The organism is Aminobacter sp. DSM 101952 (genome assembly GCF_001424795.1).
Lineage (GTDB): Bacteria > Pseudomonadota > Alphaproteobacteria > Rhizobiales > Rhizobiaceae > Aminobacter > Aminobacter aganoensis.
Window position 1 is genome coordinate 50,839 of record NZ_LMCL01000003.1, and the last position, 26,376, is coordinate 77,214.

Below are 26,376 nucleotides of genomic sequence, written 5' to 3' on the forward strand. Positions count from 1 at the left end.
CCTCTGGACCGCTTCCTAGCCACCCAATAGCATGACTTGCCAAGCTGGAAAGGTGCCGGGACCATGAAAAAGGACAAGGAAAGCAAGAAGGCCGAGGCAGGGCATGCGGTGACCGCCGATGCGGCGCCAAAAGCCGGCCCGGTCGAAATCAAGATCGGCAAGGACGAGCGCACCTTCGACATCAACGACCCCAACCTTCCCGACTGGATCGACAAGAAGGCGCTGAAATCGGGCAACTACCCCTACGACGACAAGCTGCCGCAAAAGGAATACGAGCAGACGCTCGAGCATCTGCAGGTCGAACTGGTCAAGCTGCAGGCCTGGCTCCAGGCCACAGGCAAGCGCGTGCTGGTGCTGTTCGAGGGTCGCGACGCGGCCGGCAAGGGCGGCACCATCTCGGCGGTGCGCGAATACATGAACCCGCGCACGGCGCGCAACGTCGCGCTGACCAAGCCGACCGAGACCGAACGCGGCCAATGGTACTACCAGCGCTACGTCCAGCAGTTTCCGACGGCTGGCGAGTTCGTCACCTTCGACCGCTCCTGGTACAACCGGGCCGGCGTCGAGCCGGTGATGGGTTTCTGCACGCCCGAGCAGCACCGGCAATTTCTCGACGAGACCCCTCATTTCGAGCAGATGATCGTCAACGAGGGCATTCATTTCTTCAAGTTCTGGCTCGACATCAGCCAGGAGATGCAACTCAAGCGTTTCCACGACCGGCGCCACAGCGCGCTGAAGAGCTGGAAGTTCTCGCCGATGGACATCGCCGGCATCAGCAAGTGGGACGACTACACCAGGGCGATCGAACTGATGGTCGACAAGACCCACACCAAGCATGCGCCGTGGATCGTGGTGCAGGCCAACGACAAGCGGCGCGGGCGCATCGCCGTCATCCGCCACATCCTGCGCGCGCTGACCTATGACGGCCGCGACCTCGACGAGATCGGCCGGCCCGACGGCAAGATCATCGCCGAAGGCCTGCGATTCCTGAGGGATTGAAGCTCAAAATGCACGGGCCTTGCGATGCGGCGTCTTCGCCCAATGGTGCGGACGCCGCCAGAGTTCGTAAAGCGCGCACCATGCCGCCCATGACAGCATCGTCCAATAGACCGGCGTGAACAGGCACAGCTTCCAGAAGCCGCGCCGGTCTCTGGGCTTGAGCACCAGCCAGCCGAGGAACAGGAAAGCACCGTAGCCGAGCAGGATGCTGATGATGTCGAAGGCGACGAGATAGGACTGCCACAGGCTCATCGGCACGTCGAACAGCACCTGTACTGCCAGCCCCAGCAGCATGGCGATCAGCACGAGATGCAGCAGCGACGACAGCACCATGCCGGCAAACAGTATCTGCGTGACGACGAACGACACGAGCGGCAGTTCCGATGCCAGCGCGCCCGGCTCGCGCATATGCACCAGCCAGGTCTGGATCCAGCCCTTGAACCAGCGGACGCGCTGGTTGTGCCATGAGACAAGGTCCTCGGGACCATCCTCTCGGGTCGGGCAGGACAGCGTCTCGCAGCGGTAGCCATGGCGGGCCAGGCGCAGCGCCAGGTCGGCGTCCTCGGTGACATTGTAGGGGTCCCAGCCGCCGACCTCTTCGAGCACGTCGCGGCGGAAGTGGTTCGATGTGCCGCCGAGAGGCAGCATGATCCGGTTGTGGGCGAGCCAGGGCAGAAGGCCACGGAACAGCGCCGCATATTCGAAGCCGAACATGCTGGCGATCAGGCCGGCGCGCCGGTTTGCGATCTCGAGCGGCGCCTGCAAGCATGCCAGTTCGCGATCGGATGCCTCGAAGCGTCGCCAGGCCTCGGCGAGTTGCATCGGGTGGGGCCTGTCTTCGGCGTCGTAGAGCACGACCAGTTCACCGCGCGTCAGCGGCAGCGCATAAGACAGGGCCTTAGGCTTGGTGCGTGGCAGCGATGGCGGCACCAGCACGACCTCGACGCAGGCGCGCAAAGGGTGGGCCCTGATCGCGGCAATGGTTTCGGCGTCGTCTTCCTCGCACACCAGCTTGATCTCGATCTTGCTGCGCGGCCATTGCAGCAGGCCGAGCCCGACGAGCAGGTCGGGCACGACTTCGGCCTCGCGATAGAGTGCGACCAGCACCGAATAGACCGGCAGGTCGGGCGAAAGCGGCAGCGAGATCGGCATCGGCACGACGGGCGGACGGGCAATCGCAGCAATCGCGCGCAAGGCAGAACAGGCAATGAAAAAGGAAACCAGCAAAAGGTGCACGGCAAACAGAGCCAGCATCGGCACGGTGACCATGGCGAATGGCAACAGCACCGTCAGCATGCCGAAGCTGTAGGTCTGCCAAGGCCAGAACACGTTGCGCGCCGAACAATCGGGCCTGTTGTCGTGAAGATTGCCGACGGCAAATCGCGTCAGCATCGGGCGGGAGCGCTCCAGCAAGGCCTCCCGCAACCTGGACGGCGCCACCACCTTGATGCGCAATCGGAGATCCGGGTTGCCTTCGCAATGCTGCTTCAGCAGGCACCAGCCCGCCTGATCCGGCGCAACGATCCCCGTATGGCGCCCCGGCGCCTCGCACAGCCTGGCATGCATGGCCCGGCGGTGGAACTGGGCCCAGCAGGCCTCGTCGTCCATCATCAGCTTTTGCGGCTCGATCGCGGTCAGGAATTCGACCCCGATCTCGCGGGCCATCGCCGCAAAATAGGCCTGCTCCGTGACCACGCCGGATGCCAGCAGTTCTGTCTGGAATGTCGTGCCCTGGAAGGCCGCGCGCGAAGCTGTTGCGAGACGTATCCGGTGCGAAACCCCGAGCCGATCCAGCGCCGACTGCAGTTCCGGCAGGCTCGCCAGCGCAAGTTCGTAGACGCTCAGCCCATTGTCATTGGCTTCGAGAAAAGTCTGTTCGGCGACGGATGATCCGGCAGAAAAAAAGGGGCGGATGGCTGCGTGACTGGAGTCTGTCGCAACCATCACGCACCCACGGCCTGCGAGCCGCAAATTTGGATACTTCGATAGTCATCGAACCAAGCCGCACCAACTGCTTGACGCAGCCTGCACGTCGTTGTGCATCCCCCCCGCGGCGACCGGTCCAGTCTCATTGCAACATCCCCAGTGCTGCAACTAACCCCGCGGCAATAATGCATATCGCAACCATCGAGGCTATGCTCCAAACGGGTGAGACTGCCTTTCTCAATATACTTGGATATATGTATGTTGAAATTCAGCTGCCGCCTCTTGCACGGCCGCACAATCGCTTTGCGTGGAAGGTTTCCCGCGGTAAAGCTCTTGCCACCATTTCAGGGCGCAGCGCATCCGCAACGCGTCAGCCAGGGCCGGAGCGCATTCATGAAACCCGCACCGCAGTTGCTTGCGTTCGCGCTTTCGCTCGCGGCATTTTTCGGCCCGGCGCAGGCAGCCGAACCGCAGGTGCCTGTCTTGTGGGACAGCAAGGAGCGCTTGCAGAAGCCCGACCTGTCGACGCTGCCGCGGTTGCGTTTCCTGACGACGACCGACTTCCCGCCTTTCAACTTCATCGACAAGAACGGCAGGCTGTCGGGTTTCCATGTCGATCTCGCCCGTGCCGTCTGCGCCGAACTCGGCATCGCCGAGAAATGCCAGATCCAGGCTTTGCCCTGGGCCGAACTCGACGGCGCGCTGGCTACCGGCGAAGGCGAGGCGATTATCGCCGGCGTGCCGGCGACAGCTGCAACGCGGGAAAAATACGCTTTCTCGCGGCCCTATCTCCAGTTCCCGGCGCGCTTCATCATGCGCAAGGCGCAAGCCGTCACCGAGCCGCTCGTCGAAAAGTTGCAGGGCAAGCGCGTCGGCGTGCTGGCCGGCTCGGCGCATGAACGCGTGCTCCGGGACTATTTCGGCAGCGTGAAGGTCGTCACCTACACCAAGCCGGATTGGCTCAACACCGACCTCAAGGACGGCAAGCTGGACGCCGGCTTCGGCGACGGCATGCGCCTGTCGTTCTGGCTCGCCGGCACGGATGCCGCCGGCTGCTGCCGCTTTGCCGGCGGCCCCTACCTGGCACCGGAATATCTCGGCACCGGCCTGGCGATCGCGACCAAGCCGGACAATGCAGCCCTTGCAAACGCCTTTGACTATGCGCTGCACGAGATCTCGGCAAAGGGCACGTTCGCCGAGCTCTATCTCAGGTATTTCCCGGTCAGCTTCTTCTAGCTGCCACCATCAGGTCAGCATGCGATGGCGCGCCTTGGTGGCGCGCTCGATCGCCGCAAGCGTCAGGGCATCGACGCTGAGGTGCTTGCGCAGAAGCTGCAGCACGCGCAACTCCTCCATGCGCATTTCCAGATCGACGGAGGCAACCTCGAAGGCAGCGGCATAGGCGGTCTCGTGCAGCCGTTCCGGGATCACCCGCCTGGCCGTGTCGAGAATTTCGTCGAGGCCGTTTTCGGCATGCAGCAGCAATTGGCAATCCTGGGCCACCGCAATCAGGCGCTTGGCATCGAAGTCCAGGAAGATCGGCCATGTCCGGACCACCTCGCCGATCCGCGCCAATTCGACATCGGTCATGTCGCGGTCGGATGCGGAAGTGACGACCATCAGGTAGATCAACGCCTCGTGGGCGGTCGGCATGGGCATGAAATTCTCCAGAACGAGGTTGAATGCCACCCGAACTTAGGAACGCCCTGGCCCTCCCGCAACGAAAAATGGCCGGAATCGTTGACGCCCGCGGCATGCGCGCATAGAGCATGGCCATCTTTTGGCGGAATTTCCGCCCAACTAAAAAGGGCTCTCGACATGACGAGATCAAACTCAATCGATCTCAACCCGGAAATCCTCGCGGCCGCTGCCGAAAGCAAGGCCTGGCCGTTCGAGGAAGCCAAGAAAATCGTCGAGCGCTACAAGAAATCCGGCTTTCCCGAGACCGTCCTGTTCGAGACAGGATATGGTCCTTCGGGCCTGCCGCATATCGGCACCTTCGGCGAAGTGGCGCGCACCACGATGGTGCGCCATGCCTTCCACGTTCTGACCGAGGACAAGGTCAAGACCAGGCTCCTGTGCTTCTCCGACGACATGGACGGGATGCGCAAGATTCCGGAGAATGTTCCCGACCGCGCCTTCCTCGAGCCGCACCTGCACAAGCCGCTGACGGCGGTGCCGAACCCGTTCGGCGGCGACTACGCCAGCTTCGGCGACCACAACAACGCGATGCTGCGCCGCTTCCTCGACACCTTCGGCTTCGACTACGAGTTCGCGAGCGCGACCGAATATTACAAGGCAGGCAGGTTCGACGCGATGCTGCTGCGTGCCGCCGAGCGCTATGAGCAGATCATGGCCGTCATGCTGCCGACGCTCGGCGAAGAGCGCCAGGCGACCTACAGCCCGTTCCTGCCGATCTCGCCGAAGAGCGGCCGCGTGCTCTACGTGCCGATGAAGGACGTCGACGCCAAGGCCGGCACCATCACCTTCGACGACGAGGGCACCGAAACCACGCTGTCGGTCACCGGCGGCAGGGTCAAGCTGCAGTGGAAGCCGGATTTCGGCATGCGCTGGGCAGCCCTCGACGTCGACTTCGAGATGTTCGGCAAGGACCACCAGACCAATGCGGTGATCTACGACCGCATCTGCAACCTGCTGGGCGGGCGTGCGCCGGAACATTTCGTCTACGAGCTGTTCCTCGACGAAAACGGCCAGAAAATCTCGAAGTCGAAGGGCAACGGCCTGACCATCGACGAGTGGCTGACCTACGCGCCGACCGAAAGCCTCGGCCTCTACATGTACCAGCGGCCGCGCCAGGCCAAGAAACTGTATTTCGACGTCATCCCGAAGGCCGTCGACGAGTATTACAGCTTCCTCTCCGCCTATCCGCGCCAGGCGTGGAAGGAGCGGCTGGGCAACCCTGTCTGGCACATGCACTCGGGCAACCCGCCCGTCGTCGACATGCCGGTGCCGTTCTCGATGCTTCTCAACCTCGTCAGCGCCTCCAACGCGCACGACAAGGGCGTGCTGTGGGGCTTCATCTCGCGCCACGCACCCGGCGTGACGCCCGCGACGCATCCCGAACTCGACAAGCTGACCGGCTATGCCATCCGCTACTTCGACGATTTCGTGAAGCCGACGAAAACGTTCCGCGCGCCGGACGAAGTCGAGCACCAGGCACTGGAAACCCTCGACCGGGCGCTTGCCGCGCTGCCGGCCGGTGCCGACGGCGAAGCCATCCAGAACGTCTCGCTCAACGTCGCCCGCCAGATCGAGCGCTACCAGGATCACACCAAGCAGAGCCCGGAAGGCGGACCCGGCGTGTCGGGCGCCTTCTTCCAGATGATCTACCAGGTGCTGATCGGCCAGGAACGCGGTCCACGCTTCGGCTCGTTTGCGGCGCTCTACGGCATCGCCGAAACGCGCGCCCTGATCCGCAGCGCGCTGGAAGGCAAGCTGGCGGCGTAAGCCGCGCATCATCTCTTGGCTTATCCCTCCTCCCCGCCCAGATGGGGAGAAGGGATAAGCCATACCGAACAGCGGCACGCGGCGAAGACGCTCCAACAGCCCTCATGGTGAGCCTGTCGAACCACGAGTGCGCCTGGCGTCAACGTCTCTACGGCTGACGCTCTCCCTGAGAGCTCTGGGCAGTTCATCAGCGGCTACTGCGAAATGTGCCTTCTCGCGAACCGGTGCCAGGCGCCCTCGTGGTTCGACAGGCTCACCATGAGGGCTGATCAGCCCGCGATGCCGGTCACCTCGTGTGAAACAGCGGTGCCTGCACGGGCGCGCCTGAGCTATTGTGCCGGCACTTCGACCGCTGGCTCCGCCGGCGGCGCCTCGACCTCGGGCAGGCTCGTCCCGCTTGGAGACAGCGTCATTTCAATGCGCTCCGGCGCAGCCCCGAAGATGCCCTTCTTCTCCGTCTCGGCCTTCTGGCCCGCCTCGGCATAGGGGCCATCGGCATCTGCCCTGGCCCAGCCATTGGCGACCAGCCATTCGCCGACGTCCTGCTTGCCGACGCGGCAGCGGGCGACGATGACGCCGCGCTCCGCATCGGGCGGCACATCGCAGACCACGGCACGCGAGCGCAGGAAGCTGCGGAACGCCGTACGCGCGCGCACGCCGCAGTTCCACTCCTTGCCCTCGAACGAACAGGTCTCGCTCGTATCGACGGCTGACACACCCGAAATGGCCACGCTGAAACCCTTGGCCTCGATCAGGCCGGCGGCAGAGGCGACCGGCCGGAACAACGTCGTGCCGTCCCAGTCGCCGGGCATCTTCGGCTTCGGCGGCAGGGCCAGGCTCAGTTCGCTCAGCGGCGCGCGCGGCGCCTCGCGCACCAGCCCGCCCTGCTCGACCGGCGGTGGCACCACATCCTCCGGCGCAACCGGCCGCGCGGCAGCGTTCGTGTCTGTCGGCAACGCCTGTGGCTCGGTCTCCGCTTCAATCGCGGCGGTGTTCTCCGTTTCGGACGGAGCGACATCCTCGATGTCGGCCTCGTCGATGACATCGACGGACGGTGCCTCGATGGCCGCCAGCCTTTGCCCGCCCAGCGTGACAAGCAAGGTGGCGATGCCGAAACCGGCGGCGGCGATGGCTATGGCTGCGGGACGCATCGACCCTACTGGCTCGCCCAGACGATACGGGCAACCCACTCGACCTCGGTAACCTGGAACCGCCTGTTGGGGTGCTCGGGATTCAGCGACACCAGGTCGATCACGCTTTGGGTCTGGCGCTCCAGCACCTTGGCCATGACTTCGCCCGAGATCGTCTTGACCACGACGCGGTCGCCCTTGCGCACCGCCGCGCCCGGTTCGACGATCAGCACGTCGCCGTTGCGGTAGAGCGGCAGCATCGAGTCGCCTTGCACCTCGAGCGCGTAGGAACTGTCCGTGGCGCGCGCCGGAAGCTCGATCAGTTCCCACCCCTGGCCCGCCGGAAATCCGGCATCGTCGAAGAAGCCGCCGGCGCCTGCCTGGGCGAACCCAAGCAGCGGCACGCCCGCAGCCTGCTCGCGGCCTCTCGCCTTGCCAGCTGCCTTCGCCGGCTCGACAAAACCAAGGAACTCCTCGAGCGAAGAATTGGTGGCGTCGATGATCTTGGCCAGCGACTCGGTGGAAGGCCAGCGCGGCCTGCCGTCGACGGACTGGCGCTTGGATTTGTTGAACGCGGTCGAGTCGAGCCCGGCCTTCTTGGCGAGGCCCGACGCCGAAAGCGAATAGCGCTCGGCAAGAGCGTCGATCGCGGCCCAGACACGTTCATGCGAGAGCATGGCGCTCCCCTTCGGCACAGGAAAAAATACCTTTCGGCATTTAACCACGCCAGCGTCAATTGTCCACCGCCAATGCGCCGGACCGGCAGCCGAAGCGTCAGCGCTCGGATTTCGCCAACGTCCTCAGCCCCTTGTGCGAAGCGATGAAGATGCGCTCTTCCTCGCTTACGTCACGGGGTGCCGCCCCGTCATAGCCCAGTTCGGCCACCAGATCGTCGATCTGTACGAAGCGGCGATTGGTCCGGTCGTAGACGCCGGCGCTGGTCATGATCAGCGCCGCCGTCTCGCCATTGTCGAGCACGAAGCGGTGCTTGCCGATGACCTCGGAGCCACTCCAGGTCTCGATCGAGGAGACGACCTCGAAGCGCTTCCACAGCCTGATCTCGCGCACGAACACTGTCTGCAAACCGCCCAGCATCGGCGCCCAGCGCTTCTTGCGGGCAAGTTCGATCAGGCCGGAGCGCATGAAGATGTCGATGCGGCCGACATCGGCCAGCATCATGTAGCGCGCATTGTTGAGGTGCATGTTGAAGTCGATGTCGGTCGGCAGGCAGCGGAACGACAGCCGGCCTTCATCGCCAAAACGGTAAGGGCCGCGACGGGATGCCGTCGCGGCCATGCGTGCCAGTCTTGCCCAGACGTACATTCTCGCCTCAGGCCGCCTTCTTTTCCTCTGATTTCGCGTAGGGATCGAAGCGCTGGTAGAAGGTGTCGCCCTTTTCGGCCATGTCGATGAGCAGCTTGGGAGCCTTGAACTCGGCGCCGTATTTCTTCTGCAGGTCCTTGGCGATCTTGACGAACTTCTTGGCGCCGATGCCGTCGATGTAGGACAGCGCACCGCCGGTGTAGGGCGCAAAGCCGAAGGCGAGGATCGAGCCGACATCCGCTTCGCGCGGGTCGGTGACGATGCACTCTTCCATCACGCGCGCCGCTTCGAGCGCGATGACCGACAGCAGGCGCAGCTTGAGTTCCTCGACGTCGACGTTCTCGGGCGCCTTCTGCGGATAGAGGTCCTTGAGACCGGGCCACAGCTTCTTCTTTGCCGGCTTTGCCGGATAGTCGTAGAAGCCCTTGGTGTTCTTGCGGCCGAGGCGGCCATGGCTGTCGACCATGGTGTTGATCAGCGCCATCTGGCGTGGATCGACGGCCTTTTCGCCGAGATCGCGGATGGTCTGCTTCATGATCTTCTGGGCGAGGTCGACGGCCGTCTCGTCGGTCAGCGCCAGCGGCCCGACCGGCATGCCGGCAGCCTTGGCGGCATTTTCGATCATCGCCGCCGGCACGCCTTCGATCAGCATCTTGAAGGCTTCCGACATGTAGCGCAGCACGCAGCGATTGACGTAGAAGCCGCGCGTGTCGTTGACGACAATCGGTGTCTTCTTGATGGCGCGGACGAAGTCCATCGCCACCGCAAGCGCCTTGTCGCCGGTCTTCTTGCCCATGATGATCTCGACCAGCATCATCTTGTCGACCGGCGAGAAGAAGTGGATGCCGATGAAGTTCTTCGGCCGGGCCGAATTCTTGCCAAGCGAGGTGATCGGAATGGTCGAGGTGTTGGAGGCAAACACCGACGACGACTTGAGCACGGCTTCCGCCTTCTCGGTCGTCGCCTTCTTGACTTCCGAATCCTCGAACACCGCCTCGACCACGAGGTCGCAGCCGGCGAGATCGGCATAGTCGGCGGAAGGCGTGATCAGCGACAAAAGCTTGTCGCGCTCCTCGGGCTTGGCCCGGCCCTTCTTGACCTGGTCGGAGATCAGGCTGTCGGAATGCGCCTTGCCCTTGTCGGCTGCTTCCTGGTCGCGGTCGACAAGCACCACCGGGATGCCGGCCTTGGCCGTGACATAGGCGATGCCGGCGCCCATGAAGCCGGCGCCGATGATGCCGATCTTCTTGAACTTGGTGTCAGTGATGCCCTCGGGGCGGCGGGCGCCCTTGTTCAACTCCTGCAGCGACACGAACAGCGAGCGGATCATCGCCGCTGCTTCCCTGGTCTGCATGATCTCGGTGAAGTAGCGCTGCTCGATGCGCAGGCCGGTGTCGAACGGCACCAGCAGGCCTTCATAGACGCATTTCAGGATCGCGGTCGCGGCCGGGTAGTTGCCATAGGTCTCGCGGCGCAGGATGGCGATTGCCGGCGGCCAGAGATTGGCGCCCGCTGCCGAATAGACGGGACCGCCGGGCAGCTTGAAGCCCTTTTCGTCCCAGGGCTGGACCGGCTTCAGACCGCCTGTGATCATCGCCTTGGCGGCCTCGATCAGCTTCTTCGGCTCGACCACGGCGTGGATCAGGTTCATGCCCTTCGCCTTTTGCGGCGTCAGCGTCTGGCCCGAGGTCAACATCTGCAGCGCCGACTGAGGGTCGGCGAGCCTCGGCACGCGCTGGGTGCCGCCGGCGCCCGGGAAGATGCCGACCTTTACTTCCGGCAAGGCCATCTTGACCTTGTCCGAGTCCGCCGCGACGCGGCCGTGGCAGGCGAGCGAGAGCTCGAAGGCGCCGCCCATGCAAGTGCCGTTGATCGCCGATACCCAGGGCTTGCCCGAGGTTTCGAGCTTGCGCCACAGCGCGCCCATGCGGCCGGCGTTGTCGAACAGAAGCTTGGCCGCCTTGTCTGCGTCCTTGGCCTTTTCCTTGGCGTAGAGCTTCAGCATCTTCTGCAGCATGGTCAGGTCGGCGCCGCCGGAGAAAGTCTCCTTGCCGGAGGTGATGACGGCACCCTTGATGCCGGCGTCGGCGACGACCTGGTCGATGATCTTGTCGAGCTCGCCCATCACCTCTTCGGTGAAGACGTTCATCGAGCGGTCGGGCATGTTCCAGGTGACGAGCGCGATGCCATCGGCATCGGTTTCGACCGTGAAGTTGGTGTAGGTCATGTCTGTCTCCTTCCGGCCGAAATCAAACGCGTTCGATGATCGTTGCGGTGCCCATGCCGGCGCCGATGCAGAGCGTGACGAGAGCAGTGTTCAGATCGCGGCGCTCGAGTTCGTCGAGCACGGTGCCGAAGATCATCGCGCCGGTGGCACCCAGCGGGTGGCCCATGGCGATGGCGCCGCCATTGACGTTGATCTTGTCGTGCGGGATCTCGAAGGCCTGCATGTAGCGCAGCACCACGGAAGCAAACGCCTCGTTGAGCTCGAACAGGTCGATGTCGGAGAGCTTCATCTTGGCGCGCTTGAGCAGCTTCTCGGTGACGTCGACCGGGCCGGTCAGCATCATCGCCGGCTCGGAGCCGATGTTGGAGAAGGCGCGGATGCGCGCACGCGGCTTGATGCCGAGCGCCTTGCCGGCCTTCTTGGAACCGAGCAGAACGGCGGCAGCACCATCGACGATGCCGGACGAGTTGCCGGCGTGGTGGACGTGGTTGATCTCCTCCAGTTCCGGGTAGCGCTGGACGGCGATCGCGTCGAAGCCGCCCATCTCGCCGGGGATGACGAAGGACGGGTTGAGCTGGCCGAGCGACTGCATGTCGGTGGTCGGGCGCATGTGCTCGTCATGGTCGAGGATGGTCAGGCCGTTCTGGTCCGTGACCGGCACCACCGACTTCTTGAAATAGCCCTTCTCCCAGGCGTGTGCCGCGCGCTTCTGGCTCTCGACCGCGTAGCCGTCGACGTCGTCGCGGGAGAAGCCGTATTTGGTGGCGATCAGGTCGGCGGACACGCCTTGCGGCATGAACCAGGCCGGAATGCCGACCGAGGGGTCCATGAACCAGGCGCCGCCCGACATGCCCATGCCGACGCGCGACATCGACTCGACGCCGCCGGCAATCACGATCTCGTCCGCGCCCTGGGCGATCTTGGCCGCACCGAAGTTGATGGCGTCGAGGCCGGAGGCGCAGAAGCGCGAGATCTGCATGCCCGGCGCCTTGTTGTCGTAGCCGGCCTCGAAGGCGGCAGAGCGCGGGATCACCGAGCCGGCTTCGCCGACCGGGTCGACGCAGCCGAAGATGATGTCGTCGACCTGGGCGGTGTCGAGCCCGTTGCGGTCGCGCAGCGCTTCCAGCACCTTGGCGCCGAGACGCACCGCCGGCACTTCATGCAGCGATCCGTCCTTCTTGCCCTTGCCGCGCGGCGTGCGCACGGCGTCATAGACAAAAGCGTCAGCCATTTTTCTGCTCCTTGGTTTCCGGATCGCGGCTCAGAGCGAGCGGGCGATCAGCAACTTCATGATCTCGTTGGTACCGCCATAGATGCGCTGCACGCGGGCGTCGCGGAACATGCGGGCGATCGGGTATTCATTCATATAGCCATAGCCGCCGAACAGCTGCAGGCACTCGTCGACGATCTTGCACTGCAGGTCCGACAGCCAATACTTGGCCATCGACGCAGTTACCGGGTCGAGCCCGCCGGAAATGTGACGGGCAACGCAATCATTGTAGAAGACGCGCCCGATCGTCGCCTCGGTCTTGAGCTCGGCCAGCTTGAACTGGGTGTTCTGGAAATCGAGGATCGCCTTGCCGAAGGCCTTGCGCTCCTTGACGTAGTCGATGGTCTCGGCAAGCGCGCGCTCGATCATGGCGATCGCGCCGGTGCCGATCTGCAGCCGCTCCTGCGGCAGCTGCTGCATCAGCTGGACGAAGCCCTGCCCCTCTTCCTGCCCGAGCAGGTTCGAGGTCGGCACGCGCACGTCGTTGAAGAACAGTTCCGAGGTGTCGTTCGCCTTCAGCCCGATCTTGTCGAGGTTGCGGCCGCGCTCGAAACCCTCGACCTCGTCGGTCTCGACGACGATCAGCGAGGTACCCTTGGCGCCCTGCGCCGGGTCGGTCTTGGTCACCAGAATGATCAGGTTGGCGTGCTGGCCGTTGGTGATGAAGGTCTTGGAGCCGTTGATGCGGTATTGGTTACCGTTCTTCTCGGCGCGCGTCTTGACGCCCTGCAGATCGGAGCCGGCACCCGGCTCGGTCATGGCGATGGCGCCGATCAGCTCGCCGGTCGCCATCTTCGGCAGCCACTTCTTCTTCTGCTCTTCCGAGCCGTAGTGGAGGATGTAGGGAGCGACGATCGAATTGTGCAGCGCGATGCCGAAGCCGTCGACGCCGACATGGCCGATCGCCTCGATGATGGCGCTCTCATGGGCGAAGGTGCCGCCCGAGCCGCCATATTCCTCGGGCATCGAGGCGCAGAGCAGGCCTGCGGCGCCCGCCTTTTCCCAGCTCGAGCGGTCGACCATCTCGTTCTTCTCGAACGCGTCGTAATGCGGCAGGATTTCCTCCGACATGAAGCGGTGCGCCATGTCGTAGAGTATGCCGACGTCCTCGCCCGCCCAGGCGGGTTTCGGCAGTCCCAGAACGTCAGTCGGATTTGTCGCCACTTGCTCCTCCGCGTTTCGACGCCGCAAACAGGGGCGCCGTAAGGCGCCGCCCGTACCCGCTCCTCAGAACGCCTCGGCCGGCAGTGCCATCATCGTCGCCGAACCGGTCGAAAGCCGCGCGAGATGCGCCGAGGTCTCGGGCATGATGCGCTCCATGAAGTAGCGGCCGGTGATCAGCTTGGTCTCGTAGAAATCGGCCGAACCGTTGGCGCCGGTCGCCAGCTTGTCCTGCGCCGTCTTGACCATCCGGCCCCACATGTAGCCAAGCGCCACAAGGCCGAAGAGGTGCATGTAGTCGGTCGAGGCGGCACCGGCATTGTCCGGATTGCTCATGCCGTTCTGCACCAACCACATGGTGGCGGCCTGCAGGTCGTTGAGGCCTTTCTTCAGCGCCTTGGTGTAGGGCGCCATCTGCTCGTCGCCGCGATTGGCCTCGCAGAACTCGCCGACCTCCTTGAAGAAGGCCTGCACGGCGCGGCCGCCATTGAGGCCAAGCTTGCGGCCGACAAGGTCGAGCGCCTGCACGCCGTTGGCGCCCTCGTAGATCATGGCGATGCGGGCATCGCGCACGAACTGGCTCATGCCGTGCTCTTCGATGTAGCCGTGGCCGCCGAAGACCTGCTGCGCCATGACCGCATGCTCGAAGCCCTTGTCGGTGAGCACCCCCTTCACCACCGGCGTCATCAGGCCCATGTGGTCGTCGGCGGCCTGGCGCTCGGCGCCATCCTCGGAGCGGTGGGCGACGTCGGAATTGATCGCGGTCCACAGCACCAGCGCCCGGCCGGCCTCGTTGAAGGCCTTCATGGTCATCAGCTTGCGGCGGATGTCGGGGTGGACGATGATCGGGTCGGCCTTCCTGTCGGGGGCCTTCGGGCCGGTCAGCGAACGACCCTGGATACGGTCCTTGGCGTAGGCGACAGCGTTCTGGTAGGCGATCTCGGAGACCGCCAGGCCCTGCAGGCCGACGCCGAGGCGAGCCTCGTTCATCATCGTGAACATCGCCTTCAGGCCGCCATTGGCCTCGCCCAGCAGAAAGCCCTCGGCCTCGTCATAGTTCATGACGCAGGTCGAATTGCCGTGGATGCCCATCTTCTCTTCGATCGAGCCGCACGACACCGCATTGCGCGTGCCGGGATTGCCCGACGCGTCGAGATTGAACTTCGGCACGATGAACAGCGAGATGCCCTTCACGCCTTCCGGCGCGCCCTCGATGCGGGCCAGCACCAGGTGGACGATGTTGTCCGACATGTCGTGCTCGCCGGCCGAGATAAAGATCTTCTGGCCAGAAATCTTGTAGGAACCGTCGCCGTTCGGCACAGCCTTGGAGCGCAGCAGGCCAAGGTCGGTGCCGCAATGCGGCTCGGTCAGGTTCATGGTGCCGGTCCAGGCACCCTCCACCATCTTCGGCAACCAGGTCGCCTTCTGCTCGTCGCTGCCGTGGACCAGCAGGGCGGCGATCGCGCCCTGGGTCAGGCCGGGATACATCATCAGCGCCATGTTGGCCGCCGACATGTACTCGCCGACAGCCGAATGCACCGTGTAGGGCAGGCCCTGGCCGCCATGTTCGGCGGGCACCGCGAGGCCCATCCAGCCGCCTTCGCGATACTGGTCGAAGGCTTCCTTGAAGCCCTTGGGCGTGGTCACGGTGCCGTCTTCGTTGCGGACGCAGCCTTCCATGTCGCCGACGCGGTTGAGCGGATGCATGACGTTTTCGGCGAGCTTGGCGCCCTCGGCGAGAATCGCCTCCAGCACGTCGGGGCTGGCGTCGGAAAAGCCGGCGAGGTTGCTGTAGCGCTCGTAGCCGAGCACGTCGTTGAGCACAAAAAGGGTGTCTTGGACCGGCGCGCGGAATATCGGCATTGCTCATCCTCCAGCAAATTTATGCCGGTTCCGGCCAGACGGTATGCGACGGGGAACCGCTTGTCGAACGCCGATTAGCAAAAATTGACGTTTGCGTAAACGTCAATTTTTGTGAATCCGCATTCCGATGGATTTTTCGGTGCGCTCGGTGGCCGGGCGATGTCCGGAAAACCGAAGCCGAGCCCGGAGAATCGAGCTGGCCCGCCAGCACGGCAGCGACTCAGCCCGCAGCCTTACCATGACAAATCATGCTCCCCACGGCGACTGGGGCGGGGCCGCCAATCCAGTCTTGATGCCGTTGCGCGGCCCATCAGCAGCCCTCATGGTTCGACAGGCTCACCATGAGGGCTGCTGAGACGACTCCGCCCATCACCACCTTTGACGCATTCAGGAGATAGCGCATCGGACGGACACGTTGACCGGGGATGTCAGTCAATGCCGTCTACAGATTACGCGCGACCCTGCCCCCAAACGAAAAACGACCCGGCGAGATTTCCCTCGCCGGGTCGTTTTCAAACAACGGTCGGTACGCGATCAGCCGGCGGCGCTGGCCTGGGTCGCGGTGCGCTCGGCCAGCAGCTGGCGAACGACGGTCATGTGGTTGTTGAGTTCGCCGATCGCCTCGTCGAGCAGCTGGCGCTGCTTCTGAAGGCGGCCAAGCTGCTTGTCCGACTTGTCGAGCGTCAGGCGCAGCTGCTTGGCGTTGGTGCCGGTCGGATCGTAGAGGTCGATCATCTGCTTGACGTCGCGCAGCGAGAAACCGACCTTCCTGCCGAGCAGGATCAGCTTCAGCCGCGCGCGGTCGCGCCGGGTGTAAAGGCGGGTCGCGCCCTCACGCTTGGGGTTGAGCAGCCCCTTGTCCTCGTAGAAACGCAACGTCCTGAGCGTCACGCCATACTTCTTCGCCATCTCGCCGATGCGGACATAGTCCTCGCCGGAAAGATTGTTTTCATTGGCCGCTACATCGGCGACCGATACAAGCTTCATCATCTGCTTCCGATATCCCCAATTGCGAGCGCGGCGGCGGAGCCGGCCGATGCTCTGATGGAAGCCGCAGGGGGCGGGGCTCCCGATCATGGTTTCTATGTGTAAAGGCACTCAAGACGGCGGTCTGCACACGTCTTACGTTTACGTAAATGCTATAACGATGCGCCCTACCCTACGCAAGGGAAATCTGGCTGGTTTCGGCGCCGGCACGGGAACACAACGTCGCACATTCTTAAGCTTGGTTAAGAGGTTGTTTACCACGTTCGGGGAAATGTGCGCATGTCGGTTCTCCCGTGGTCATCATGTATCGAATTGTTCACGGTTTCGGAGGGCGGCGAATAGCCCCAGGAAGCCAATTTCCGCGCGGCATTTCGCGACCCCGATCCCGGCAAGGATTTGAGGCAACTGGTTCCTACCAGCACTCTGACCAACGGGCGTTTCGATGAACAGCAAGCGGTCCTATCTCGACACCCTCAACGACGGCAGGCAGCGCCGCCCGCACGCGTCGCTCGACCAGCTCAACCGTTCGCTCGAAAACCTCGAGGCGAGGCTGGAACGCGCCCGCGAGGAGAGCGCAGAACCTTATCGCGCGCCGATGCGCCAGGCACCGGCGGCGGGCTACGCCCCACGCGGCGAATTTGGCCGCAGCGCTCCTTACGAGCGCCCCTACCATACCATCGTCCGCGACATCGACAGGGTCCGCGGCCAGGAAGACGGCATTGCCGCCGTCGGCCAGATTGCCGGCGAGCTGCGCGCCCTGCGCGAAGAGATGCGCCACCAGATGAGTTCCGGCCTGCAACGCGAGTTCGACCTGCTGCGCCAGGACATCGACCGTGCCAGCCAGGCAGGCGCTGCCGGCGTCGAGGCCGTCGAGCTCGGGCACGAGCTGGAGCGCCTGTCTGGCGCCATCCATTCGCTTGCCGAACGCAGCGACGACAAGAGCGTCAACATGCTGCGCCTCGAACTGGAGCAGGTCCGCCGCTCGCTCGGCGATCTTGCCCGCGAGGAAACCGTGCTGTCCGCCGACCGGCGCTGGGACGAGTTCGACCGCCGCTGGACCGATTTCGCCGACCGCATGTCGGCCGATGCCGGCCAGCGCGCCGAAGACCCGGCACTGGCCGCACTTGCCGGCCGGCTCGAACAGATCAACGACGCCGTCAACAACCTGCCCGAATCGCTGTCGCTGCGCACCATCGAGGAGAAGGTGCGCACGCTGGCCGGCGCGGTCGAACAGTTCGTGCGCCAGCGCGACAGCCACAGCGACGAGATGTTCGGCCTCATCGACGAGCGCCTCGACGAGATCTCACGCGCCATCGTCGCCTCGACGGTCTCGGCCCAGACGCCGCATTTCGACCCCGCGCCGTTCGAGCGCATCGAGGTGCGCATCGCTGCGCTTGCCCACCAGATCGAGGAAATCACCGCCGACCAGCCGACGGCAGAGATCATCGACCGGCTCAACGTCCTGTCCGAGCGCGTCGACGGCATCGCCGCCCGCGGCGACATTCCCGAGCAGGCCGTCGAGCGCCTCGGCCAGCAGATCTCGCTGATCGCCGACAAGATCGAACGCACGCCCGCAGCACCCGACGCCGGCCTCATCTTCCAGGGCATCGAACAGCGCTTCGACGCGCTGGCCGATGTTTTCGAGCGCCGCCAGGGCGATGCCTTCGAACATGGCAATTCGCTGTTCCGCGATCTCGAACGCCGCCTCGAGGACCTTGGCGATCGCCTGGACCGCCAGGCGAGCCAGCCGGCAGCCGACCAGGCCGGCATCATGGAGGCCATCGACGCGCGCTTCACGGCCTTTGCCCAGCGCATCGAAACCAACCGTCCCGATCCGGCCACCGAACAGGCGATGCGCAGCCTCGAGGCACGACTCGAGGACATTTCCGGCCGCCTCGAAATGTCGGCGGCCCAGGTGTCGAGCATCGATCCGAGCCTGATCCGCGGCCTCGAAGCACAGGTCAGCGAACTGACCAACCATCTCGCGCGCCCCGGCTCGCCATTGCCCGAGTTCGAGGACATCCGTCCGCGCCTCGACGAGATCGAACGCTCGATCGCCGGCAACCACCACGCCCTCGTCGAAGCCGCGCGCCAGGCTGCCGAGAATGCCGTCCGCTCCTTTACCGGCTCGACCACCGAAACAGCTGCCGTCACCGGCCTCGCCCAGGACCTCAAGGCACTCGAAGCGCTCACCCGCCGTTCCGACGAGCGCAACGGCAAGACCTTCGAGGCGATCCACGACACGCTGCTCAAGATCGTCGACCGGCTCGGCTCCATCGAAACCGGCGAAACGGCCGTCGTCGACACGCCGCCCGCTTCCGTCGCCGAATTGCTGTCGCCGCGGATCGTCGAGGCGGAGGCCAAGCTCGCGCTCAGCGAGACGCCGTCGCTCGACCCCGAAGAGCCGGCACCGCTGCCCGAGGCCAACGCCACCTTCGGCCGCCGGACCGAGCGCGCGGGCGACGATGAACGCATCACCCGCAGCCCTGCCCAGGCCGCAGCGGAAGCGGCGGCGGCAGTCGCAGCCCTCGACGGCGTGCGCGCCGACAAGAAGGACCCAGCACCCGCCCGGACCTCGATGTTCAGCGGCCTGGCACGCGCCTTCACGGCCAAGAAGGCCAAGCAACAGCCGCCGGAAACCGAGACGGCCGAACCGGTCATCGAGACCGTCGCCCCGAGCGTCATGCTCGACGCGCCGCTCGACCCCAAGATCGCCAACCGTCCGCTGGAGCCCGGCTCCGGCGCGCCCGACCTCAACGCCATCATGCGCCGCGTCCGCGACGAACGCGGCGAAACGACCAGGCCAAGCGAGACCGATGCGTCGAAATCCGACTTCATCGCCGCCGCCCGCCGCGCCGCGCAGGCAGCCGCCGCCGAAGCCGACGCGCTCAAGCGCAGCTCCGATCTCAAGGGCCCGGTGCGCGCATTGCGCATCGGCGATCTCATCAAGTCGCGCCGCAAATCGGTGCTGATGGCCGTCGGCGCGGTGATGCTGGCGCTCGCCGGCATGCAACTCGGCAAGGCCTTCCTCAACGATCCGGTGGAAACGGCAAGCGTCACCGTAGCCCCTCCGGCGTCCCAGCCGGCCAAGGTCGCTGCCGCAGCGCCGCCCGCCAAGGCAATCGCAGCCCCCGCCGCGCCGGTTCGCAATGTCGACAAGGCCGAAGTTGCCAAGGCACCGGCCGCAAAACCCGACATGATCGCCGAGGCGATCGAAGAGGCGGCACCGGCTGAGGTCGCGCTCGACCACAACAGCACGCAGTCCATTCCGGCGCAGCCGATGCTGACCGAGACGATCAAGCCGACCACCACCCCTGCCGCCTTCATGCCCGAGGCCGTCGGCCCGACCGCATTGCGCGATGCCGCCAATGCGGGCGACGCCAAGGCGCTGTTCGAGATCGGCACGCGCTACGCCGAAGCCCGCGGCACCGAGGCCGACATGAAGGCCGCGGCGCAGTGGTACGAAAAAGCCGCCGAGCTCGGCTTCGCGCCGGCGCAGTACCGCATCGGCAATCTCTACGAAAAGGGCAACGGCGTCGACCGCGATGCGGCCAAGGCCAAGACCTGGTACCAGCTCGCCGCTGCCCAGGGCAACGCCAGCGCCATGCACAATCTGGCGGTGCTGTTTGCCATGGGCGCCGACGGCACCGTCGACAACGACTCGGCAACCCGCTGGTTCACCAGCGCCGCCGACCTCGGCGTCAAGGACAGCCAGTTCAATCTCGGCATCCTCGCCGCCAAAGGCGTCGGCATGAAGCAGGACCTCGAAGCGTCCTACAAGTGGTTCGCCATCGTCGCCAGGCAGGGCGACAAGGATGCCGCCGCCAAGCGCGACGAAATCGCCAAGGCGCTCAAGCCCGAGCAGCTCAAGCGCGCCGAAGAGACGACCGCACTGTGGCAGGCCAAGACGCTCGACCCGGCATCCAACGCCGTCGACATCCCCGCCGCCTGGCAGGATGCGCCCGCCGCGGTCGACATGAAGAAGGCCATCCACAACGTCCAGGCCATTCTCAACAAGAACGGCTACGAAGCCGGCCAGCCCGACGGCATGATGGGCCAGAAGACCAAGGACGCCATTGCGGCATTCCAGAAGGACAATGCCATGAAGCCGACCGGCGAGATCGATGGCCCGCTGGTCGAGGCGCTGCTGGCGCGCAAATAGTCCACCCACTCCTCATTTCAGCGACCCGCCTTAACCGGCGGGTTAACTGATTGAGATATTTTCATTTCGGGCACGGTGAAGTTTGACTTCGCCGCAATGTCGGCGCAAGTACCCGGTAGCCAACTGGCTCCCAGGGATGGGCGACGGCAATAATTCATTTTGCAGAGACTGACGGGTGGGCATTTATCTCCCGATAGCTGAAATGTCGGTCAATGTGTTCGTGCTCCTGGCGATGGGCGCGGCGGTCGGCTTCCTGTCGGGCATGTTCGGGGTCGGCGGCGGCTTCCTGATCACGCCGCTGCTGATCTTCTACAACATCCCGCCCGCCATCGCGGTCGCCACCGGCGCCAACCAGGTCATCGCCTCGTCGTTTTCAGGCGCACTCGCCCATCTCAAGCGCGGCACGCTCGACTTCAAGCTCGGCACGGTGCTGCTGATCGGCGGTATCGCCGGCTCGGCCGCCGGCGCCTTCGTCTTTGCGCTGCTGCGCGCCATCGGCCAGCTCGATCTGTTCATCTCGCTGCTCTACGTCGTCTTCCTGGGCACCGTCGGCGGGCTGATGCTGGTCGAAAGCGTCAATGCGCTGCGCCTGACCAAGGGCGGGGTGCCGCCGGCGCTGAAGAAGTCGGGCCAGCACAACTGGATCCACCGCCTGCCCTTCAAGATGCGCTTCCGCACCTCGAAGCTGTTCGTCTCGGTCATCCCGGTGCTCGGCATCGGCGCCGGCATCGGCTTCCTCTCCGCCATCATGGGCGTCGGCGGCGGCTTCATCATGGTGCCGGCGCTGATCTACCTGCTCAAGGTGCCGACCAACGTCGTCGTCGGTACCTCCTTGTTCCAGATCGTCGTCGTCTCGGCCTTCACCACGCTGGTGCACTCGACCACCAACCAGACCGTCGACATCATCCTGGCGCTGGTGCTGATGATCGGCGGCGTGGCGGGTGCGCAATACGGCGCCAAGGCCGGCCAGAAGCTGCGCGGCGAGCAGCTGCGCGCGCTGCTCGCGCTGCTGGTGCTTGCCGTTGCCTTGCGCCTCGGCTTCGACCTGTTCGTCAAGCCGCAGAACCTCTATTCGCTGACCGGCGTGAGCGGGCTTCTGTGATGCGGGCGGCATGGCTTGCAGTGCTGATCCTGGCCGCCGCGGCCCTTCCGGCGCGCGCGCAGGAAGCAGCGCATCCCGAAAGCATCCAGATCGGGCTGTCGACCGACCGCGTCGCCATCACCGCCGACTTCTCGGGCGCTGACCTGACCATCTTCGGCGCGCTCGAAAACGCCGACCCGCTGATCAACCGCCAGGGCCGCTACGACGTCTATGTCGTGCTCGAAGGGCCGGCCCGGCCGGTCGTGGTGCGGCGCAAGGACCGCGTGCTCGGCATGTGGATCAACACCCGCTCCGAGACCTTCGTCAACGTGCCGATGTCTTATTCGGTGGCAACAACGCGCCAGCCGCAAGACATCACCGACCCCAACAACTACCGCCAGCTGTCGCTCGGCGCCAACAACATCTACATGGAGCCCGAGGACAAGCGCGACAGCCCGCTGACCATCCAGGAGTTCACCGAGGCGCTGCGCGAGCGCAAGCAGGCGACCGGACTCTACTCCGACAACATCGGCGGCGTGCAGTTTTTGTCGCAGAGCCTGTTCCGCGCCACGCTCCACCTCGCCCCCAACGTGCCGGTCGGCACCCACAAGGCGCGCGCCTTCCTGTTCCGCAACGGCATCTTCATCAAGGAAACCTCGGCCCAGCTCGCCATCGTCAAGTCGGGCTTCGAGCAGACAATCTTCCGCTTCGCCACCGACCACGGCTTCGGCTACGGCCTGTTCGCCATCGGCCTCGCCATGCTGACAGGCTGGCTCGGACGGATCGTGTTCCGGAAGGACTGAGCGGCGCGGGGGCGCGCAGCCCTCGGCCACCATCGTCACTGCCCGGATCTACCTAGCCTGGCTCTGCCGGTGTTAGCGCGGCAGCCCAATTCCTGCACCGCCCCGGACGTCGTCTCCGTCGCGGCATGGGTTCCCGACACCCTCCGCTCGCTTCGCTCGCTCACGAGGTCGGGAACGACGGAAGGTGGACCTTGCAGCCAACCTTCAACGCTTACGCCACGTGGACCATCCCCGTAGCCCTCATGGTGAGCCTGTCGAACCACGAGGGCGCTGGACGGAAGTGGACGCTCACCTCCGTCGTTCCCGACCTCGTGAGCGAGCGGAGGGTGTCGGGAACCCATGCCGCGACGGAGACGACGTCCGGGGCGGTGCAGGAATTGGATAGAGGCGAACAGACAGCATTCGCGGCGCGTCGAGATCAACCCGGCCGCAGCAACGAACCCGCGATCGGATACACCCGGCTGGTGCCGATCATATAGGCGGTCGGCGCGCCGTCGCGGAACATGCCCTTGTAGGCGCGATCGAGCACGTTGAGCGAACCGGTGAAGGCGCCGAAGGCTGGCATGATCAGTCGCGCGCCGTCGCTGGCGAAGCAGCGCCGCCTGACCGAGCGGCCGCGCTGGACGATCCTGGCGCAGGGATGCAAATGCCCGGCGATCTCGCCCTCGGCATGACCCCTGGACGGTTCATGGCGGAACACCAGCCCGCCGACAGCGAGTTCGCGCACTGTCTCGCCCGGCAAGTCGGCTGGTGCCTCGGGGTCGTGGTTGCCGGCGATCCAGAACCAGTCGCGCCCCGCCATCATCGCCATCAGGCTCGCGCGAAACGGCTCAGGCAGGCGGGCGGCGCCCTCGCCATCATGGAAACTGTCGCCGAGGCTGACGATGATGCGCGGCTGGTAGTCCTCGACCACTTCCGCCAACCGCTGAAGCGTCACTGCGGTATCGTAGGGCGGGATCAGACGGCCGCGGCGGGCATGCGACGAGCCCTTCTCCAGATGCAGGTCGGAGACGACGAGCAGGTCGAGCTCGGGGACATGCAGCACGCCGCGCTGGTCGCAGGCGGCGCGCATGCCGGCGACCGAAATGGTCTCGCAGCCAGCCCTGGTCAGATCGCGCGCGGCTATGTTCATGCGCTTCCCATCGCCTCTTCGATCAGGTCCGCCGCTTCCATCAGCAGCGTGTCGTTGGCCTCGCCATTGACCGGCTCCCTGCCGATCTCCAGCATCACGGGCACCGCCAGCGGCGAGATCTGGTCGAGCATCTTATGGACGATTCGGCCGCGGATGCGCGAGAGCATCTCGGCCAGTCTCCTGACATCGAGGAGCCCGCTCGCCGCATCAGCCCGCGTTGCCTGGAGCAGGATGTGGTCGGGCTCATGGCTGCGCAAGACGTCGTAAATGAGGTCGGCCGACACCGTCACCTGCCGGCCGTTCTTTTCCTGCCCGGGAAAGCGCCTCTCGATCAAGCCTGCAATGACGGCGCAGTTGCGGAAGGTGCGCTTGAGCAGCCAGCTGTCGGCGAGCCAGGCCTCGAGGTCGTCACCCAGCATGTCCTCGTCGAACAGTTCGGCCAGCGACGGCTTCTTCGCCTTGAACAAGCGACCGAGATCGCCCAGCGCCCAGATGGCGAGCGAATAGTCGGTGGCGACGAAACCCAGCGGCCGCGCGCCCATGCGCTCCAGCCGACGGGTCAACAGCATGCCGAGGGTCTGGTGCGCCAGCCGGCCCTCGAACGGATAGGCCACCATGTAGAAGCGCTCGCCGCGCGGAAAGGTCTCGACCAACAGATCCTCGCGCCGGGGCAGGATCGACTTCATCTGCTGCATGCGCAGCCAGTCGGCGACCTGCTCTGGCAGCGCCTTCCAGCGCGCGGGATCGGCCAGCATGCCGCGCACCTGCTCGGCGAGATAGGTCGAGAGCGGAAACTTGCCGCCGGCATAAGACGGCACCAAGACGTTGCCGCCGCCGCCCGTCGAGACGTAGCACTCGTTCTCACGGATGCCCTCGAAACGCAGCACCTTGCCGGCGAAGATGAACATGTCGCCGATCGACAGCGTCTCGACGAAATACTCCTCGATCTTGCCGAGCACCGGCCCGCCGCGCAGTGTCAGGGCCGCCGCGGTGCCCGCGCCTGTCTTGCCCTTGGCGCGGGTGTAGCGCACGTTCAGCATCGGCGCTTCGATGATGGTGCCGACATTCAGCCGGTATTGCTGGGCGATGCGCGGGTTGGACACCCGCCACTTGCCGTCCTTGGTCCTGCGGATGCGGGCGTAACGTTCGTAGCTGCGCAGCGCGTAGCCGCCGGTGGCGACAAAATCGACGACACGGTCGAAGTTGTCGCGGTCAAGTTCGGCATAAGGTGCCGCCCCCGTCACTTCCGCGTAAAGCTCATCGGCATCGAAGGGCGCGCCGCAGGCGCAGCCCAGCACATGCTGCGCCAGCACGTCGAGGGCGCCATCGATCAGCGGCGGCGTGTCCTGCGCGCCGAGATAGTTGGCCTCGAGTGCTGCCCGACACTCCAGCACTTCGAAGCGGTTGGCCGGCACCAGGATCGCCCGGCTCGGCTCGTCCATCCGGTGGTTGGCGCGACCGATGCGCTGGGCGAGACGGCTCGCGCCCTTCGGCGCGCCGACATGGACGACCAGATCGACGTCGCCCCAGTCGATGCCGAGGTCGAGCGTCGAGGTGGCGACGACCGCGCGCAGCACATTGTCGGCCATCGCCTTTTCGACCTTGCGGCGCTGGCCGACGTCGAGCGAGCCGTGGTGGAGCGCTATCGGCAGATTGTCGTCGTTGACGCGCCAGAGCTCCTGGAACAGCAACTCCGCCTGGCTGCGGGTATTGACGAACAAAAGCGTCGTTTTGTGCTTGCGGATCGCCTCGTAGACGTCGGGAATGGCATAACGCGCCGAGTGCCCCGACCACGGCACGTGCTCCTCGGAATCGAGGATCGATATCTCGGGCTTGGCGCCGCCTGACACGGTGATGAGGTCGGCCATGGCGTTACCCTCCCCCCTGTGGGGAGGGTCGACGCGCAGCGTCGGGGTGGGGGTAGAGGCCAGGTCGTTCCTCCCACCCCGCCCTTCGGGCAACTCACCGGGGCGAGCCACGGGTCTCGCCCGTCCTTCGGACCCCCACAAGGGGGAGGGTGAAGTGCCCTGCCTCACCAGCCAGCGCCTGAGCTCGTCGGGCTCGGCCACGGTCGCCGACAGCCCGATCGCCTGCAGGTCGGGCACGAAGGTCCTCAGCCGTGCCAACCCGAGCGCCAGCAGATGCCCGCGCTTGGAGGTCACCAGCGAATGCAATTCGTCGAGCACCAGATAACGCAGGCCGGAAAAGAAGCGCTCGGCATCGGGCGAGGCGATCAGCAGCGCCAGTTGCTCCGGCGTCGTCAGCAAGATGTCCGGCGGCGACAGCTTCTGGCGCGCGCGCTTGTGCTGCGGCGTGTCGCCTGTGCGCGTCTCCATCGTGATCGGCAGGCTCATTTCGTCGACCGGCTTGCCGAGATTGCGCTCGATGTCGACGGCCAGCGCCTTGAGCGGCGAGATGTAGAGCGTGTGCACCCCGCGATGCGCCTCGCCCGGCCGTTTCTTCGGCCTGATCGCGAGATCGGTCAGCGCCGGCAGGAACCCTGCCAGCGTCTTGCCGGCGCCGGTGGGGGCGATCAAAAGCACAGAATTACCCTGCTGCGCGCTGGCGAGCAGATCGAGCTGGTGGGCACGCGGCGCCCAGCCGCGCGCGGCGAACCATCGCACGAATGGCTCCGGCAGCATGGCGGCAGTCGAATTCGGCTCCAGTCGCGCTTGGCTCGTCACGCCACAGACCTAGCGCGGGGATCGGGCTGCGCCAAGCGGAATCTGGAACAAACAGGGATCATGGATGAGCATTGCATACGCCGACTTGAGACATCCCGATCCTTCGCACCCCCTCTGGCCTGCCGGCCATCTCCCCCGCAAGGAGGGAGATCAGTCTCGT

General features: G+C 65.1%; 18 protein-coding genes. 6 read left to right on the forward strand and 12 right to left on the reverse strand.

What is annotated here, in order from left to right:
• Nucleotides 1-63 precede the first annotated feature (63 nt).
• Complete coding sequence (gene ppk2, locus ASC75_RS04805) at nucleotides 64-999, forward strand: polyphosphate kinase 2 (RefSeq protein ID WP_055971066.1); 936 nt, start codon at nucleotides 64-66, stop codon at nucleotides 997-999.
• Between the two features lie 3 nt (nucleotides 1,000-1,002).
• Here ppk2 and ASC75_RS04810 read toward each other — a convergent pair whose 3' ends face one another.
• Nucleotides 1,003-2,943 (reverse strand): glycosyltransferase family 2 protein, encoded by a 1,941-nt coding sequence (locus ASC75_RS04810; protein ID WP_055971069.1) that lies wholly within the window; start codon nucleotides 2,941-2,943, stop codon nucleotides 1,003-1,005.
• A gap of 375 nt (nucleotides 2,944-3,318) precedes the next feature.
• Between ASC75_RS04810 and ASC75_RS04815 the strand changes: the two genes are divergently transcribed.
• Nucleotides 3,319-4,161: a transporter substrate-binding domain-containing protein gene (locus ASC75_RS04815; protein ID WP_055971073.1), complete on the forward strand. Its 843-nt coding sequence runs from the start codon at nucleotides 3,319-3,321 to the stop codon at nucleotides 4,159-4,161.
• 9 nt (nucleotides 4,162-4,170) lie between these two features.
• Here ASC75_RS04815 and ASC75_RS04820 read toward each other — a convergent pair whose 3' ends face one another.
• Nucleotides 4,171-4,584: a tellurite resistance TerB family protein gene (locus tag ASC75_RS04820; protein ID WP_055971649.1), complete on the reverse strand. Its 414-nt coding sequence runs from the start codon at nucleotides 4,582-4,584 to the stop codon at nucleotides 4,171-4,173.
• A gap of 159 nt (nucleotides 4,585-4,743) precedes the next feature.
• On the opposite strand from ASC75_RS04820, the gene ASC75_RS04825 reads away from it, so the two are divergent.
• A complete protein-coding gene (locus ASC75_RS04825; RefSeq protein ID WP_055971076.1) occupies nucleotides 4,744-6,393 on the forward strand; it encodes a lysine--tRNA ligase in 1,650 nt (549 codons plus the stop codon).
• Nucleotides 6,394-6,722: 329 nt separating this feature from the next.
• Here the strand turns inward: ASC75_RS04825 and ASC75_RS04830 are convergent, their stop codons facing one another.
• The 8 genes from ASC75_RS04830 to ASC75_RS04865 all read right to left on the reverse strand — a co-directional run bounded on the left by ASC75_RS04830 (nucleotide 6,723) and on the right by ASC75_RS04865 (nucleotide 16,354).
• Nucleotides 6,723-7,544, reverse strand: a complete 822-nt coding sequence (locus tag ASC75_RS04830; RefSeq protein WP_055971079.1) for a thermonuclease family protein — start codon at nucleotides 7,542-7,544, stop codon at nucleotides 6,723-6,725.
• 5 nt (nucleotides 7,545-7,549) lie between these two features.
• On the reverse strand, nucleotides 7,550-8,200 hold the full coding sequence (locus ASC75_RS04835; RefSeq protein ID WP_055971082.1) for a helix-turn-helix transcriptional regulator: 651 nt from the start codon (nucleotides 8,198-8,200) through the stop codon (nucleotides 7,550-7,552).
• 97 nt (nucleotides 8,201-8,297) lie between these two features.
• Nucleotides 8,298-8,846: a thioesterase family protein gene (locus tag ASC75_RS04840; RefSeq protein WP_055971085.1), complete on the reverse strand. Its 549-nt coding sequence runs from the start codon at nucleotides 8,844-8,846 to the stop codon at nucleotides 8,298-8,300.
• A gap of 7 nt (nucleotides 8,847-8,853) precedes the next feature.
• Entirely contained in the window at nucleotides 8,854-11,073 is a 2,220-nt protein-coding gene (locus ASC75_RS04845; RefSeq protein WP_055971088.1) for a 3-hydroxyacyl-CoA dehydrogenase NAD-binding domain-containing protein, read from the reverse strand.
• A gap of 22 nt (nucleotides 11,074-11,095) precedes the next feature.
• A complete protein-coding gene (locus ASC75_RS04850; RefSeq protein WP_055971090.1) occupies nucleotides 11,096-12,304 on the reverse strand; it encodes an acetyl-CoA C-acetyltransferase in 1,209 nt (402 codons plus the stop codon).
• 30 nt (nucleotides 12,305-12,334) lie between these two features.
• Nucleotides 12,335-13,507 (reverse strand): acyl-CoA dehydrogenase family protein, encoded by a 1,173-nt coding sequence (locus ASC75_RS04855; protein WP_156381107.1) that lies wholly within the window; start codon nucleotides 13,505-13,507, stop codon nucleotides 12,335-12,337.
• 63 nt (nucleotides 13,508-13,570) lie between these two features.
• Complete coding sequence (locus ASC75_RS04860; protein ID WP_055971093.1) at nucleotides 13,571-15,367, reverse strand: acyl-CoA dehydrogenase; 1,797 nt, start codon at nucleotides 15,365-15,367, stop codon at nucleotides 13,571-13,573.
• A gap of 534 nt (nucleotides 15,368-15,901) precedes the next feature.
• Nucleotides 15,902-16,354: a MerR family DNA-binding transcriptional regulator gene (locus ASC75_RS04865; RefSeq protein WP_055971655.1), complete on the reverse strand. Its 453-nt coding sequence runs from the start codon at nucleotides 16,352-16,354 to the stop codon at nucleotides 15,902-15,904.
• A gap of 442 nt (nucleotides 16,355-16,796) precedes the next feature.
• Between ASC75_RS04865 and ASC75_RS04870 the strand changes: the two genes are divergently transcribed.
• The 3 genes from ASC75_RS04870 to ASC75_RS04880 all read left to right on the forward strand — a co-directional run bounded on the left by ASC75_RS04870 (nucleotide 16,797) and on the right by ASC75_RS04880 (nucleotide 22,400).
• Nucleotides 16,797-20,516: an SEL1-like repeat protein gene (locus ASC75_RS04870; RefSeq protein ID WP_055971097.1), complete on the forward strand. Its 3,720-nt coding sequence runs from the start codon at nucleotides 16,797-16,799 to the stop codon at nucleotides 20,514-20,516.
• Between the two features lie 175 nt (nucleotides 20,517-20,691).
• Nucleotides 20,692-21,618 (forward strand): sulfite exporter TauE/SafE family protein, encoded by a 927-nt coding sequence (locus ASC75_RS04875; RefSeq protein ID WP_055971100.1) that lies wholly within the window; start codon nucleotides 20,692-20,694, stop codon nucleotides 21,616-21,618.
• Nucleotides 21,618-22,400, forward strand: coding sequence for a TIGR02186 family protein (locus ASC75_RS04880; protein WP_055971104.1), 783 nt, complete (start codon nucleotides 21,618-21,620; stop codon nucleotides 22,398-22,400). The genes ASC75_RS04875 and ASC75_RS04880 overlap by 1 nt, the downstream gene beginning before the upstream one ends.
• A gap of 418 nt (nucleotides 22,401-22,818) precedes the next feature.
• Here ASC75_RS04880 and pdeM read toward each other — a convergent pair whose 3' ends face one another.
• The gene (gene pdeM, locus ASC75_RS04885; protein ID WP_055971107.1) at nucleotides 22,819-23,532 is read right to left on the reverse strand and encodes a ligase-associated DNA damage response endonuclease PdeM; all 714 of its coding nucleotides are present in this window, start codon (nucleotides 23,530-23,532) and stop codon (nucleotides 22,819-22,821) included.
• Entirely contained in the window at nucleotides 23,529-26,174 is a 2,646-nt protein-coding gene (locus tag ASC75_RS04890; RefSeq protein ID WP_055971109.1) for a ligase-associated DNA damage response DEXH box helicase, read from the reverse strand. Before ASC75_RS04890 ends, pdeM begins: the two co-directional genes overlap by 4 nt.
• Between the last annotated feature and the right edge of the window lie 202 nt (nucleotides 26,175-26,376).